Source organism: Streptomyces sp. CY-1, from assembly GCF_047218265.1.
Classification (GTDB): Bacteria; Actinomycetota; Actinomycetes; order Streptomycetales; family Streptomycetaceae; genus Streptomyces; species Streptomyces niphimycinicus.
The window spans coordinates 5,445,366-5,460,765 of sequence record NZ_CP178393.1; the positions used below are offsets into that span (position 1 = coordinate 5,445,366).

The 15,400-nt window shown below is 71.0% G+C and carries 10 protein-coding genes and 1 pseudogene; 6 read left to right on the plus strand and 5 right to left on the minus strand.

Annotation, left to right across the window (positions count from 1 at the left end):
* The first annotated feature begins 185 nt into the window (after positions 1 to 185).
* From ACK1X7_RS23345 to ACK1X7_RS23370, 6 genes are all read left to right on the plus strand, one after another.
* The gene (locus ACK1X7_RS23345) at positions 186 to 2,138 is read left to right on the plus strand and encodes a 2-oxoacid:acceptor oxidoreductase subunit alpha (protein ID WP_390794419.1); all 1,953 of its coding nucleotides are present in this window, start codon (positions 186 to 188) and stop codon (positions 2,136 to 2,138) included.
* On the plus strand, positions 2,131 to 3,213 hold the full coding sequence (locus ACK1X7_RS23350; protein ID WP_385147550.1) for a 2-oxoacid:ferredoxin oxidoreductase subunit beta: 1,083 nt from the start codon (positions 2,131 to 2,133) through the stop codon (positions 3,211 to 3,213). The genes ACK1X7_RS23345 and ACK1X7_RS23350 overlap by 8 nt, the downstream gene beginning before the upstream one ends.
* A gap of 197 nt (positions 3,214 to 3,410) precedes the next feature.
* Positions 3,411 to 5,375, plus strand: a complete 1,965-nt coding sequence (locus ACK1X7_RS23355; RefSeq protein WP_385147547.1) for an APC family permease — start codon at positions 3,411 to 3,413, stop codon at positions 5,373 to 5,375.
* Between the two features lie 140 nt (positions 5,376 to 5,515).
* Entirely contained in the window at positions 5,516 to 6,373 is an 858-nt protein-coding gene (locus ACK1X7_RS23360; protein ID WP_385147544.1) for an SDR family oxidoreductase, read from the plus strand.
* A 95-nt stretch (positions 6,374 to 6,468) separates the two neighbouring features.
* A complete protein-coding gene (gene rarD / locus ACK1X7_RS23365; RefSeq protein WP_385147541.1) occupies positions 6,469 to 7,632 on the plus strand; it encodes an EamA family transporter RarD in 1,164 nt (387 codons plus the stop codon).
* 242 nt (positions 7,633 to 7,874) lie between these two features.
* Complete coding sequence (locus tag ACK1X7_RS23370) at positions 7,875 to 8,822, plus strand: M28 family metallopeptidase (protein WP_385147538.1); 948 nt, start codon at positions 7,875 to 7,877, stop codon at positions 8,820 to 8,822.
* Between the two features lie 83 nt (positions 8,823 to 8,905).
* Here the strand turns inward: ACK1X7_RS23370 and ACK1X7_RS23375 are convergent, their stop codons facing one another.
* From ACK1X7_RS23375 to ACK1X7_RS23395, 5 genes and pseudogenes are all read right to left on the minus strand, one after another.
* Positions 8,906 to 9,874 (minus strand): ABC transporter permease, encoded by a 969-nt coding sequence (locus ACK1X7_RS23375; RefSeq protein WP_385147535.1) that lies wholly within the window; start codon positions 9,872 to 9,874, stop codon positions 8,906 to 8,908.
* On the minus strand, positions 9,861 to 10,844 hold the full coding sequence (locus ACK1X7_RS23380) for an ABC transporter ATP-binding protein (protein WP_413115596.1): 984 nt from the start codon (positions 10,842 to 10,844) through the stop codon (positions 9,861 to 9,863). The genes ACK1X7_RS23375 and ACK1X7_RS23380 overlap by 14 nt, the downstream gene beginning before the upstream one ends.
* 48 nt (positions 10,845 to 10,892) lie before the next feature.
* Entirely contained in the window at positions 10,893 to 12,161 is a 1,269-nt protein-coding gene (locus ACK1X7_RS23385; RefSeq protein ID WP_390794416.1) for a LolA family protein, read from the minus strand.
* 278 nt (positions 12,162 to 12,439) lie between these two features.
* Positions 12,440 to 13,450 (minus strand): polyprenyl synthetase family protein, encoded by a 1,011-nt coding sequence (locus ACK1X7_RS23390; protein WP_390794415.1) that lies wholly within the window; start codon positions 13,448 to 13,450, stop codon positions 12,440 to 12,442.
* 789 nt (positions 13,451 to 14,239) lie between these two features.
* Positions 14,240 to 15,393: pseudogene (locus ACK1X7_RS23395) on the minus strand (FAD-dependent oxidoreductase).
* Positions 15,394 to 15,400 lie beyond the last annotated feature (7 nt).

A 15,400-nucleotide genomic window follows, 5' to 3' on the forward strand; every position in this document is an offset into this window, starting at 1 on the left:
GCGGAAACGACAGCACGGGGGATGGGACACGTCATGCCAAACCGTGACATATATGGTTCTTCTTTGGACGTCCACCATGTGATCCGGCCAAGGAAGGCCACCCTTACCGACGTACGATGGTCATGGGACAACAACCGGTCGGCACCGACTGTCCAGGAGCGCCGCCTCAAGGGAGGTCCGAAGCAGTGACCAGCCAGGTCAGTAGCCCGGCCGAGCAGGCCGAACCAGCCGATCAGCAGGGCGGGCAGACGCCCGCCGGGGGGCAGCGAACAGCGGAGGGCGGCAAAGAGGTCCGCCGCCTGGACCGGGTGATCATCCGGTTCGCGGGTGACTCGGGTGACGGTATGCAGCTCACGGGCGACCGGTTCACCTCGGAGACGGCGTCGTTCGGAAACGACCTCTCGACCCTGCCGAACTTCCCGGCGGAGATCCGCGCGCCCGCCGGCACCCTGCCCGGAGTGTCGAGCTTCCAGCTCCACTTCGCCGATCACGACATCCTCACACCAGGTGACGCGCCGAACGTGCTGGTGGCGATGAACCCGGCCGCGCTCAAGGCCAACCTCCCCGATGTGCCGCGCGGGGCGGAAATCATCGTCAACACCGACGAGTTCACCAAGCGCCCGATGGCCAAGGTCGGCTATGACCAAAGCCCCCTGGAGGACGGCTCGCTGGACGGCTATCACGTCCACCCGGTGCCGCTCACCACGCTGACCATCGAGGCCCTGAAGGAATTCGGCCTGTCCCGCAAGGAGGCCGAGCGCAGCAAGAACATGTTCGCGCTCGGGCTGCTGTCGTGGATGTACCACCGGCCGACCGAGGGCACCGAGAAGTTCCTGCGGCAGAAGTTCGCGAAGAAGCCGCAGATCGCCGAGGCGAACGTGGCGGCCTTCCGGGCGGGCTGGAACTTCGGCGAGACCACCGAGGACTTCGCCGTCTCCTACGAGGTCGCCCCGGCCACCCGGGCCTTCCCGACCGGCACCTACCGGAACATCTCCGGGAACCTGGCGCTGTCGTACGGGCTGATCGCGGCCTCCCGCCAGGCGGATCTGCCGCTGTTCCTGGGGTCGTATCCGATCACCCCGGCCTCGGACATCCTGCATGAGCTGTCCAAGCACAAGAACTTCGGTGTGCGCAGCTTCCAGGCCGAGGACGAGATCGCCGGGATCGGCGCCGCGCTGGGCGCGGCCTTCGGCGGCTCCCTCGCCGTGACCACCACCTCCGGCCCCGGCGTGGCGCTGAAGTCGGAGACCATCGGGCTCGCGGTGTCGCTGGAGCTGCCGCTGCTGGTGATCGACATCCAGCGCGGCGGCCCCTCCACCGGGCTGCCCACCAAGACCGAGCAGGCCGATCTGCTCCAGGCCATGTACGGGCGCAACGGCGAGGCCCCGGTGCCGATCGTGGCCCCGAAGACCCCGGCCGACTGCTTCGACGCCGCGCTCGACGCCGCCCGGATCGCCCTGACCTACCGCACCCCGGTCTTCCTGCTGTCGGACGGCTATCTGGCCAACGGCTCGGAGCCCTGGCGGGTGCCGGACGTCGACGAGCTGCCCGACCTCCGCGTCCAGTTCGCGACCGGCGCCAACCATGTGCTGGCCGACGGCACCGAGGTCTTCTGGCCGTACAAGCGCGACCCCAAGACCTTGGCCCGCCCCTGGGCCGTGCCGGGAACGCCCGGTCTTGAGCACCGGATCGGCGGCATCGAGAAGCAGGACGGCTCGGGGAACATCTCCTACGACCCGGCCAACCACGAGCACATGGTCCGCATCCGCCAGGCCAAGGTGGACGGCATCACCGTGCCGGACATCGAGGTGGACGACCCGACCGGCGACGCCCGCACCCTGGTCCTGGGGTGGGGTTCGACATACGGCCCGATCACCGCCGCGGTGCGCCGCGTCCGCGCCGCGGGCGACCGCATCGCCCAGGCCCATCTGCGCCATCTCAACCCCTTCCCCGCCAACCTCGGCAAGGTGCTGGAGGGTTACCAGAAGGTGGTGGTGCCGGAGATGAACCTGGGTCAGCTCGCGACACTGCTGCGCGCCCGCTATCTGGTCGACACCCGCTCCTTCACCCAGGTCCGCGGGCTGCCCTTCAAGGCCGAACAGCTCGCCACCGCCCTCAAGGAGGCCATCGATGACTGACACCCTCGCCGAGGGCGCGGCATCGGCTCGAAGCGCGCTCTCCCTGGTGCCCAAGAGCGACACCAAGCAGACGATGAAGGACTTCAAGTCCGACCAGGAGGTCCGCTGGTGCCCCGGCTGCGGTGACTACGCGATCCTCGCCGCCGTCCAGGGCTTCATGCCCGAACTGGGCCTGGCGAAGGAGAACATCGTCTTCGTCTCCGGCATCGGCTGCTCCTCGCGCTTCCCGTACTACATGAACACCTACGGGATGCACTCCATCCATGGCCGCGCCCCGGCCATCGCCACCGGTCTGGCCGCCTCGCGACAGGATCTGTCGGTGTGGGTCGTCACCGGTGACGGCGACGCGCTGTCCATCGGCGGCAACCACCTGATCCACGCGCTGCGCCGCAATGTGAACCTGAAGATCCTGCTCTTCAACAACCGCATCTACGGCCTGACCAAGGGGCAGTACAGCCCCACCTCCGAGGTCGGCAAGATCACCAAGTCGACCCCGATGGGCTCCCTGGACGCGCCGTTCAACCCGCTGTCGCTCGCGCTCGGCGCCGAGGCGGGCTTCGTGGCCCGCACCATCGACTCCGACCGCAAGCACCTGACCGAGGTGCTGCGGCAGGCGGCGGCCCATCCGGGCACCGCGCTGGTGGAGATCTACCAGAACTGCAATATCTTCAACGACGGCGCCTTCGAGGCCCTGAAGGACAAGGAGCAGGCCCAGGAGGCGGTGATCCGGCTGGAGCACGGGCAGCCGATCCGCTTCGGCGTCGACCAGGCCAAGGGTGTCATCCGCGACCAGAACACCGGCGACCTCGAAGTGGTCACCGTCACCGCCGAGAACGAGCACCAGGTGCTGGTGCACGACGCCCACGCCACCTCGCCCACCACCGCGTTCGCGCTGACCCGGCTCGCCGACGCCGATACGCTCCACCACACCCCCATCGGGGTGCTGCGCGATGTGGACCGGCCGGTCTACGACACCCTGATGTCCCACCAGCTCGACAACGCCGTGGAGCTGAAGGGCAAGGGCGACCTCGGCGCGCTGCTCGCGGGCGGCGACACCTGGACCGTCGTGGGCTGACCCCAGCGGGCCCCGCCCCGCCGACGGGCACCCGCCCCGCCCCGCCGACGGGCAGCTTCGTACAGTCGGCGGGCGCCTTCGTACGGTCGGCAGGCACCTTCGTACGGCGGCGGGCACATTCGTACATCCGGGCACAGGCGGGTGCCCGGCCGGAGCGTCTGACCACGCCCCGGCCGGGTACCCGCTCTGCTGTCCGCATGGCCGACCCCGCCGCCCCCATCCAGCCCCCCGACCGCCCCGCCTACCGCCTCAAGCGGCTGCTGCTCGGCCCGCCCCTGGTCACCGAGCGGATCCGGCGCGAGAAGCTGGGCAACCCGGCCGCCCTGGGCGTGCTGGCCTCCGACTGCATCTCGTCGACGGCGTACGGCAGCGAGGAGATGCTGCGGGTGCTGGTGCCGGTCATCGGGGTCGCGGCGTTCTCCCTGATCCTCCCGGTGACCGGGGCGATTCTGCTGGTGCTGCTGCTGGTCACGCTCTGCTACAGCGATGTGGTGATGATCTACACCCGGGCGGGCGGCTCCTATGTGGTGGCGCGGGAGAACTTCGGCCCGGACATCGCCCAGATCGCCTCCGTGGCACTGCTGGTGGACTACATCGTCACCGTCGCGGTCCAGGTCTCGGCGGGCACCAACGCGATCATCTCGTTCGCCCATCTCGTCGGCGGCACCTGGACCGGTATCGACCATCTCCAACTGCCCCTCAGCGCCCTGGTGATCCTGATCCTCGCCTACGGCAATCTGCGCGGACTGCGCGAGGCCGGGCGGGTCTTCATGGTGCCCGCCTATCTGTTCATCGTCGCCGTCGGCCTGATGCTGGTCGTCGGCGTGGTCCGCGGGCTCACCGGGCGGCTTCCGCACGCCGATGTGCACGCCGCGGGCGCCGTGCCCCTCGGCACCTCGGGCAGCGGCTGGCTCTACGGCGCCTCGCTCTTCATCGTGCTGCGCTCGTTCGCCAACGGCGGCTCCTCGCTGACCGGTCTGGAGGCGATCTCCAACAGCGTCTCGGTCTTCCGCGATCCCAAGGGCCACAACGCCCGCCGCACGCTGATCACGATGAGCTGCATCCTGGGCACGCTGGTCCTCGGGGTCTCCGCCCTCGCCCACTTCACCCACGCCATCCCGTACCGGGACGGCACCCCGACCGTCCTCGCGCAGGAGGCCCATCTGGTCTTCGGCGACGGGGTGGTGGGCGCCCTGGGGCTGGCGTTCGTCCAACTGGCGACCGCGCTCATCCTCTACACCGGCGCCAACACGCCGTTCACCGGCTTCCCCTTCCTGGCCAGCTTCGTGGCCGAGGACCGCTTTCTGCCCCGGCAGCTCACCCGGCGCGGCCACCGGCTGGCCTTCTCCAACGGGATCATCGCGCTGGCCGTGGTGGCGCTGGCGCTGCTGGTGGTCACCGGGGCCAATGTGGACCGGCTGGTGGCGCTGTACGCGATCGGGGTGTTCACCGCCTTCACCATGGCCGGTGCCGGGCTGACCGCCTATCACCTGCGGCGCCGGGAGCCGGGCCGGGGCTGGAAGGTCGCGGTCAACCTCACCACCGCGGCCGTCTCCGCCGCCGTGGTGCTGATCTTCGGGATCACCAAGTTCACCGAGGGCGCCTGGCTGGTCGTGGTGGTCTTCCCGCTGGGGGTCTGGGCGCTGATCCGGATCAACCGCGAGTACCGCGCGGAGGCGGCCGCCCTGGAGGCGGTGGAGCGCCCGGGGGACGACGTCCCGCGCTGGCGGCGCCATGTCGTCTTCGTCCTGGCGGACACCATCGACCTCGCGACGGTCAAGGCGCTGCGCTACGCCCATGAGCTGCGGCCCGACGAGGTCCGCGCGGTGCACTTCATGGTGGACGAGAGCCACGCCCGCCGGCTGATGGCACGGTGGGAGGCGACGGCGGGGGTGACGGTGGCGCTGGAGGTGGTGGCCTGCCCGGACCGGCGGCTGCGCCATGCGGTGATGGAGCTGGCGGCCCGTACCACCGAGGACGGGCAGACCGCGCTGACCCTGCTGGTGCCGCGCCGCACCTACACCTCACCGCTGGGCAAGCTGCTGCACCGGGGGACGGCGGAGTCGCTGGCGAAGGTGCTGGAGCATCTGCCGGGTGTCGCGGTGACGATCCTGCCGTTCGCGGTCAGCGTCGCGGCGCGGGAGAGCGAGGCCACGGAGTGACGCGGTTTCCGGTTCCAGTTTCCGGACCCGGCTCCGGATGAACACACTTACTTAACCGGAAGTACCTTTCTTTTGGTTAGCGCTTCCCATAAGGTAGGCGTGCCGACCCCGAACCGGCCCAACAGGAGAGAGTCACACCCATGAGCATTGTCGTCACCGGAGCCACCGGCCACCTCGGCCGTCTCGTCGTCGAGGGGCTGCTGGAGAAGGTTCCCGCCGACCAGATCACCGCGGTCGTGCGCGACACCGCGAAGGCCGCCGAATTCGCCGACCGCGGGGTACGGCTGCATGAGGCCGATTACAACCGGCCCGAGACGCTGGCCGGTGCCTTCGCCGCGGGCGACAAGGTGCTGCTGATCTCCGGCAGCGAGGTCGGGCAGCGCGGTCCGCAGCACCAGGCGGTCATTGACGCCGCCAAGGAGGCCGGTGTCGCGCTGCTCGCCTACACCAGCATCCTGGGCGGTCCCGCCGCCGACTACACCCTGGCCGAGGAGCACCAGGTCACCGAGAAGGCGATCACCGACTCCGGTCTGCCGTACACCCTGCTGCGCAACGGCTGGTACAACGAGAACTACACCGAGAACCTCGCCCCGGTCCTGGAACACGGCGCCGTCGTGGGCGCCGCGGGCGAGGGCCGGGTCGCCTCCGCCTCGCGCGCCGACTACGCCGCGGCCGCCGTCGCCGTGCTGACCGGTGAGGGCCACGAGGGCAAGGCGTACGAGCTGTCCGGCGACACCGCCTGGAGCTTCGCCGAGTACGCCGAGGTGGTCGCGGGGCAGACCGGCAAGGAGATCGTCTACGGCGCCGTCCCCGCGGCGGAGTACCAGGCCATCCTCACCGGCGCGGGCGTCCCCGAGCCGCTCGCCGCGATCCTCTCCGATGTCGAGACGGCCATCGAGCGCGGCCGGCTGGCCGCCACCCCGGGCGATCTGTCCCGGCTCATCGGCCGCCCGACCACGCCCATCGCGGACTCGGTCGCGGCCGCGCTGAAGGGCTGACCCGCCCCGTACGCACCACGGCCCGCCTGTCATCACCGCCGGCCGACCCGTCATGACCGCCGGCCGACCTGTCATGACCGTCATGCGATACGGGAATGACAGGCGGGCCTCACCAGCGCTACCTTCGGACCCTCGGAACGGGCCCGCCCTGGGCTCGCCATGCCGTCGGGGAGGGTGCCGTGACGCCGCAGGACCAGCAGGACCGCGCCGATCGCGCCGGTCTCCTCTACGGCTTCGCGGCATACGCCTTCTGGGGGCTGGTGCCGCTCTTCTGGCCGCTGCTGGAGCCCGCCGGCGCGGTGGAGATCCTCGCCCACCGGATGGTGTGGTCGCTGGCGGCCGTCGGTCTTGTGCTGCTGGCGCTGCGCCGCTGGAGCTGGATACGGCCGCTGCTGCGGGAGCCCCGACGGCTGGGCATGATCGCGCTCGCCGCGACCGTGATCTCGATCAACTGGGGCCTGTACATCTGGGGCGTCAACAGCGGCCATGTGGTGGAGGCCGCGCTCGGATACTTCATCAACCCGCTGGTCAGCATCGCCTTCGGGGTACTGCTGCTGCGTGAGCGGCTGCGGCCCGCGCAGTGGGCGGCGGTCGGCGTGGGGGCGGTGGCCGTGGCCGTGCTGGCGGTGGGTTACGGCAAGCTGCCGTGGATCGCGCTCACGCTCGCCTTCAGCTTCGCGACGTACAGCCTGGCCAAGAAGCGGGTGGGGCTGGACGGGCTGGAGTCGCTGGCCGCCGAGACCGCCGTACAGTTCCTGCCCGCGCTGGGCTTCCTGATCTGGCTCGGGGCGCGCGGCGACAGCACGTTCGCGAGCGAGGGCGCCGGACATGCGGCGCTGCTGGCGAGCTGTGGCTTCGTCACGGCGCTGCCGCTCATCTGCTTCGGGGCCTCGGCGGTGCGGCTGCCGCTGTCGACGATCGGGATGCTCCAGTACGTGGCGCCGACCTTCCAGTTCGCCCTCGGCATCACCGTCTTCCACGAGACGATGCCACCCGAACGGTGGGCAGGCTTCTCCCTCGTCTGGCTCGCCCTCGCGCTGCTCACCTGGGACGCGCTGCGCACCGCGCGGCGGGCGCGGCGCGAGCTGGCAGACGCCACCGCGCGGGCGGCCGCGCTGTCGGCGACAGTGGAGGGCGGTGTCGTTCCGGAGGCCGGTCTCGTTCCGGAGACCGTCATCTCGGATGTGGCCACAGCGGATGCCGCTGTACCGGATGTCGCCGTGCCCGATGCCCGGCCGGGATCGATATCCGGCGGCTGATGTCCGGTTCCCGCCCTTGACGCGGAGTCAGCCACACCCGGAGCATCAGCCTCGCGTCATCGCCGCTTCACCGAACCGCAGGTTCACCGCACCGCAGGTTTCACCGCTCCATCGCCCCCACGGGCACGTGCACCACACAGCGTCACGTCATTCCGTCCTGTCACCGTTCGGAACCGGAGCCCCCCATGTCGTCATGTGCTGAGCGCCGCCCCCGAAGATCCCTGATACGCCGGACGGCCGCCATGGCCGCCGCCGGTACGGCCGTCGCCGCCCTGGTCTCGGCCGCCCCGGCCACCTCCGCCGCTGCCGCCGCATCGGCCCGGCCCGCGGCGGACGCCCGTACCGCCCTCGCGGTGCCGGACATCTCCGTGGCCAATGTGAAGGCCCATCTGACCCAGCTCCAGTCGATCGCCACCGCCAACGGCGGCAACCGCGCCCATGGCCGCCCCGGCTACAAGGCGTCGCTCGACTACATCAAGGGCAAGCTGGACGCCGCCGGATTCACCACCACCGTGCAGCAGTTCACCTCCAGCGGTTCCACCGGCTACAACCTCATCGCCGACTGGCCCGGCGGCGACACCAACAACGTGGTGTTCTCCGGCGCCCATCTCGACTCGGTCACCGCGGGCCCCGGGATCAACGACAACGGCTCGGGCTCCGCCGGAATCCTGGAGACCGCGCTCACCGTCGCCCGCCAGGGGGCGAAGCCCACCAAGCATCTGCGGTTCGCCTGGTGGGGCGCCGAGGAGCTGGGGATGGTCGGCTCCCGCTACTACGTCAACAACCTGCCGTCATCCGAACGGGCGAAGATCGACGGCTATCTCAACTTCGACATGATCGGCTCGCCCAACCCCGGCTACTTCGTCTATGACGACGACCCCGGGATCGAGTCGGTGTTCAAGGCGTTCTTCTCCGCCAAGGGCGTTCCCACCGAGATCGAGACCGAGGGCGACGGCCGCTCCGACCACGCGCCGTTCAAGAACGTGGGCATCCCGGTGGGTGGCCTCTTCAGCGGCGCCGACTACATCAAGACCTCCGCCCAGGCCCAGAAGTGGGGCGGCACCTCCGGCCGGGCGTTCGACAGTTGCTACCACCGCTCCTGCGACACCATCAGCAACATCAACGACACCGCCCTGGACCGCAACAGCGATGCCATCGCATACGCGGTCTGGACGCTCGGCGGCGCCTGATCCCGGCTGACGTGCCGTGTTCGGCTCGATGCTCGGCTCGGTGTCCGGCTGGATCTTCGGCTGGATGTCCGGCCCCAACCGGCTCAGGCCGTGATGTCCTTCGCGGTGAACCGGGCCCAGGCCGCCGAGCCGAACACGGCGACGTACAGCCCTTGCAGTCCCAGATTCTTGACCAGCTCGTCCCAGTAGACCGGCTCGCGCAGGAGATCGGCGAAGCTGAGCCAGTAGTGCGGGAAGAGATACGGGTGGATCGCGTGCAGTTGCGGGATGCTGTCGAGGATCTGCGCGGTGACCACCAGCCCCACGGTCGTGGCCATGGCCGCGATCCCGCTGTTGGTGAGGGTGGAGATGAACAGCCCCACCGTCGCGATCCCCACCAGCGACAGGGCCACCAGGGCCGCCACGCCGAGGGCCCGGAGCAGCGCTTCCTCGAACGAGACGGTGATGCCCGAGATCAGCGTGACATCGCCGAGCGGGAACAGCAGCGCCCCCGTCACCAGGCCCGAGAGCGCCACGATCAGGGTCGCGATCAGGCAGAACGCCATGGACGTGGTGAATTTGGCCAGCAGCAGACGGGTCCGCCCGGCGGGGGCGACCAGCAGATAGCGCAGCGTTCCGGCGCCCGCCTCACCGGCGATGGCGTCACCAGTGATCACGCCGATCACCATCGGCAGGAAGACGGGCAGCGTCGCCGCCAGTGACGCGAAGACCAGGAAGATCCCGTTGTTGGTGATCTGGGAGAAGAAGGCGGGGCCCTGCCCGTCCGCGCCACGGCCGCCGCCGAGGCTGCCGCCGTCGCTCGTCTCGATCTTCACGGCGGCGCCGATGAGGATCGGGATCAGCGCGAGCACTCCGAGCAGGGCCAGGGTCCGCCAGCGGCGGAGGGTGGTGGTCAGCTCGGAGCGGAAGAGCGCCAGGGCCCAGAGGGGGTTCGGGCGGGGCGCGTTCGGGGCTCTGTCGCCCGTTCTCTCGCCCGCGTGGGTGGCCGGTGCGCCGAGGTCAACCGTTCCTGCTCGCTCGGCCCGCGGGCCCAGTTCCTCAGCCCGCGACATCGAAGCCCTCCCCGGTCAGCGCGACAAAGGCGTCCTCGAGCGAGGCGCGCTCGGCCCCGAAGGCCCGGACCCGCACCCCGGCGCGGACGAGGGCGGCGTTGAGATCGGCCAGCTCCAGCGGTGCGTCGTCCGCGCCGGGGCCGGGCACCGGCAGCTCGCCGGAGACCCGCTCGTCCAGGATCACCAGATCCGTCACGCCGTGCTCCTTCAGGATCCGGACCGCGTCCGCCGGGTCCGGGGTGGTGACGACCAGCCTGCCCCGGCTGCCCGCCGCCAGCTCGGCCACCGTGCCCTGGGCGATCAGACGGCCCTGGGCCATCACGGCGGCATGCGTGCACACCTGTTCGATCTCGTCGAGGAGATGCGAGGAGAGGAAGACGGTGGTGCCCTCCTCGGCCAGTTCGCGTACCAGGGAACGGATCTCGCGCATGCCCTGCGGATCGAGGCCGTTGGTCGGCTCGTCCAGGACCAGCAGCTCACGCGGCTGGAGCAGCGCCGCGGCCAGGCCCAGACGCTGCTTCATGCCGAGCGAGTAGGCGCGCGCCTTCTTCCCAGCCGCCGCGGCCAGCCCGACCCGGTCCAGGGCGGCCTCGACACGGGGCACGCGGGTGCGCGGGTCGGCCGTGGGGTCGGCGGCGTCGAAGCGCAGCAGATTGTCGCGGCCGGTCAGAAAGGGGTAGAGGGCGGGCCCCTCGATGAGGGCGCCCACCCTGGGCAGCACGCTCCGGGCGGCCCGCGGCATGGGCTCGCCGAGCAGTCTGGCCCGGCCCGAGGTGGGCTCGATCAGGCCCATGAGCATGCGGATCGTCGTCGTCTTCCCCGAGCCGTTGGGCCCGAGGAAGCCGAAGACGCTGCCACGCGGCACGGACAGGTCGAGTGCGTCGACCGCGAGCTGTCCGCCCCGGTAGCGCTTGGTGAGCCCGCGGGTCTTCACCGCGGCGTCGTCCCCCTCGGTGGACCGCTGCTCCACGGGCTCCCCTTCGTCATGCGTCGTGTTCTACGCCGTGCGCGCCGCGCCTCACTTGGCCGCGTTGGCGGCCTTGACCAGGGCGTCCTTGTCGACCGCGCCGACGAACACCTTGCCGTCGTTGGTCAGCAGCGCGTTGACCAGACGGGTGCTGACCACCGTGCCGGAACCGAAGTCGCCCTTGACCTCCTTGCCGAAACCGCCGAGGAGTCCGGACGCGGCACCCGGCCCGCTGTCGCCGCCGGGGTTCGTGGACGCCGCGCCGCCGGGGGTGTCGAGCCGGGCGATCGAGTCCCAGCCCTTACCGACGACCTTCAGCCCGGACAGGGCACCCTGGGCGTCCTTGAAGTCCTTGCCGCCGAAGTCCTTGGAGCCGAAGTCCTTGCCGCCGAAGTCCTTGGCCTCGGGCCGGTCGGCCTTGGGCTCCTCGGTGACCTTGGCGCCCTTGGGCGGGGTGAAGTCGAAGGTGCTGGCCTTGGGCTTGCCGAAGTCGACCTTGGTGTAGCCGACGTCGATGGCCGCCTTGCCGCCGCTCTTCGGGGAGAGCGTGAACTTCAGCGGGACCCCGTTGTCCGCGTCCACCGCGATACGGACGGATCCGATCGTGGAGTGGCTGTCCGCCTTGGGCTTGATCAGCAGGTCGTAGGCGTCCCGTCCGGCGACCCGGGAGGTGCCGTCGACCGTCACATCCGTGGTGTTGTCCACGGATGTGAGCACGGTCTTGGCGATCTCCTGGGGCGTGGCGCCCCGCAGGTCCTTCGGCAGCTCGTGCCGGTGGCCGCCCTTGGCCTTCGCCTCCTTGGGGGCGGTGGCGTGGTAGGCGGAGTTGCTCCCGCTGTCGTACGCCCAGATCTCGTCGCCGTTGTGGATCATGCTGTACTCGGCGGCGTTCTCGACGATCGACACCCGCTGCTTGTCGGGGCCATCGGTGGCCACCCGCAGGGTGTGGGAGCCGGAGACCAGCTCCATCAGCCGGGAGTCGGGCGAGGCGGACGCCTCGCCGCCCTGCGCCCCGCCGAGGTCGGCGAGGGAGCCGCCGCCGGGGAGCGAGGGGATGCCCAGATCGGTGGTGATCTTCACCGAACCGGACATCTGCTGGGCGTCCGATGCCGCCATCTTGCTGATCAGCTCTTTTGCCGAGATCTTCGGCAGGTCGGGGTCACCGGTGCTGGCCAGCGCCGGGACCAGCCCTATCGTCGCCGCCGCGATGCCCGCGACCGCGACCGGGGCGGCGTACCGGGCGGCCTTCTTCCCCCGGGATGGCCGCTCGTCATCCCAGAAGCCGTCGTCGGCGACCTGTGTCGGTCGGATCCGTGCCATATGTGCTCTACCTCCGTCGTCGGCGGCGGTTCGTCAGCTTGCACTCGTCCACCCTCTCGGGCCATTGTCACCCGATCCCGCCATGTGGTGGTCTTTTCATCCCACCAAATCGTGTGACGTGGCGCGTCAGCCCGCAGGATCACCTAGGTGTACTGCTCGGGGATGACACCGCTCCCCCGGGAGTCAGGGTCGGCTGGTGGTGGGAGCGGGAACGGACGCCGGGCGGGACGTCGGCCGACCGGTGAGCGGGGGCTGGGCGGGGCGCTGGGTGGGCGGCGTCAGCCGGCCCGGTGGACCACCGCGTCGCACAGCCCCTCAAGAGCCACCTTCGCCGGACCCTCGGGCAGCGGCGCCAACATCGAACGGGCCTCCGCCGCGTAACGGACCGTGACCCGGCGGGCCTGCTCCAGCGCCGGATGGGCGCGCAGCCGCCGCAGCACCTCGGCATGGCGTGCGTCATCCGTGAGATCGCCCGCGAGCAGCTCGCACAGCTCGCGGTCCTCGGCCGAACCGGTCGCCTCGGCCCGCTCCCGCACATAGAGCACGGGCAGGGTGGCAACGCCCTCGCGCAGATCGGTGCCGGGGGTCTTGCCGGACTCATGGCTGTCGCTGGCGATGTCCAGCACGTCGTCGGCGAGCTGGAAGGCCATGCCGAGCCGCTCGCCGTACTGGGTGAGGATGCTGACGATGGCCTCGTCGGCGCCCGACATCATCGCGCCGAACCGGCCGGAAACGGCGATCAGCGAGCCCGTCTTACCGGCCAGCACATCCAGATAGTGGTCGACCGGGTCACGGCCGTCGCGGGGGCCCGCCGTCTCCAGGATCTGGCCGGTGACCAGCCGCTCGAACGCCTCGGCCTGGATCCGCACCGCCTCCGGGCCGAGATCGGCCAGGATGTGCGAGGCCCGGGCGAAGAGGAAGTCGCCGGTGAGGACCGCCACCGAGTTGCCCCAGCGGACGTTGGCGCTGGAGACGCCACGCCGCACCTCCGCCTCGTCCATCACATCGTCGTGGTACAGCGTCGCCAGATGGGTGAGCTCGACGACCACGGCCGAGGGCACCACTCCGGGTGCGTGGGGATCGCCGAACTGCGCGGCCAGCAGCACCAGCAGGGGCCGGAACCGCTTCCCACCGGCCCGCACCAGATGCTGGGCGGCCTCGGTGATGAAGGGCACTTCGCTCTTGGTGGCCTCCAGCAGGCCCTCTTCGACCGCCGTCAGCCCGGCCTGGGTGTCGGCTTCCAGAGTCCGGTCCCGCACGCTCAGCCCCAAGGGCCCGACGAAGCTCACGGGGTACTCCTGTCTGCCTACGAATGACGCGAATGTCGCTGTGTCGCTGCCTCCACCAACAGGCAGCGTATCCGGTCGGGTATCGATCACTGTGGGCGCCTTCCCGCCTTGTGCGCCTCTCACCGTTCTCTCCCGAACCGGCTACTTCACATCGCAGTACCGCGATCGCAGCAGATCATTCATCCCCCGGCCCCCCACACGTCGACCAGCCCGACCCGCCGACCGATCAGCCAACCCGACCCACCGACCGGTCAACCGACCCGGGCACGGCCGCCTGCCAACCCGACCCGCCAACGGGTCGACCGGGCCCGACCTGCCGACCGGTCAACGGGGCTCGGCCCGCCGACTGGTCAACGGGCCCGGTCAATGGGCGGTCAGCCGTCCCGACCCCCGCCCGGTCGACCAACGCCGCCACGGGCCGGGGCAGCCCACGGGCCGGGGCAGCCCACGGGCCGGGAACGGCCATCAGCCTGGACGGGCCAGGGGCCAGGGCAGGCCATCGACCGGGACGGGCATCGGCCAGGGCAGGCCAGGGGCCATGGCGGACCATCGGCCGGGACGGATCATCGGCCGGGACGGCCAGAGGCCCGGGCAGGCCATCGACCGGGGCGGGCCAGAGGCCCCGGGGCGACCGGGGCCTGGGCAGCCGTCAGCCAAGGCGGCCATCGGCCGGGCGGGCCGATGACCGAGGCGGGCCGATAGCCGGAGCAGACCGATAGCCGGAGCAGACCGATGGCCGGGGCAGGCCGATGGCCGGGGCAGGCCGATGGCCGGGGGGTCGGTGGGCGCTTATCCGTGGGTGGTGGCCACCGCCTTCGCCAGGCGGGGCGACGCGTACTCCGTGCCGCAGACGAACCGCATCACCGGGCCGAAGCTCGCCGCCGCGGGCAGGCCGGTGAAGTACAGCCCGGGGACCGAGGAGCCGTATCCGGCGTCGAGCCAGGGGCCGCCGGCGCCGGTGACCAACTCGGAGCGGAGCCCGGGCCCCAGGAAGTCCAGCGCGGCGACGCTCATCCGGTAGCCCGTCGCGGCCATCACATGGTCGGCGGCCAGCTCACCGACCCGGCCGCCCCCGTGCAGGCCGACCATCGGTCGGCCGTCGGCCCGCACCGTGACCCGGCTGATCCGGCGCCCCTGGGTGACCCGCACCCGCCCGGCGAACCGATCCCTCAGCCACCAGGCACCCTTGGGCCCAAGCACCCTGCGCACCAGGTACTCCCGGGTCGGTGCGGGCAGCCGCCGGAAGCCCACGGCGTGGTACGTCAGCGCGTACAGCGACCAGGCGCGGCCGAACGGGGACTCGGGCCGCAGCCTGGGCTGGTGGTCCGGCGGGGAGCCGAAGGCGACCGCGCGCGGGCCGCGGGCCACCACCCGCACGGCGGCGGCGCCCGACTCGGCCAGCAGCACCGCGCTCTCCAGCGCCGACTGCCCGGCCCCGACGACCACCACCTCACGCCCCTGGAAGCGCCCCAGGTCACGGTGTTGCGAACTGTGCGAGACGGGGCCGCCGGGAGCGGGCCCGTCCGGTACGGCGGCGGCCAGCTCATGGGGGAGGTGAGCGAGCCCGCTGAGCCCGCTGGCGACGACGACGGCGCGCGCCGTGAACTGCTCCCCCGAGTCCAGCTTCAGCTCGAACCGGCCGCCCCGCCGGTCGACCGAGACCACCCGCACCCGCTCCAGCTCCGGCACCAGCCGCTCCTGGAACCACAGGCCGTAGCCGAGAAGGTCTCGACGGGGATGATGTCCCAGTCCGACTCATAGCGCGGGCCGCCCATCGCATGGCAGAAGTCCAGCAGGGTGTGGCCCGGCTGGGGTGCGTCGATGTTCGAGGCGACCGGTATCGGATCCCCGAAGACACGGACCGGCAGCCCGCGGGCGCGCAGATGAGCCGCGGTCGACAGACCGTAGGGACCGGCCCCGATGACCACTACCGGATCGTTCATGAATCCC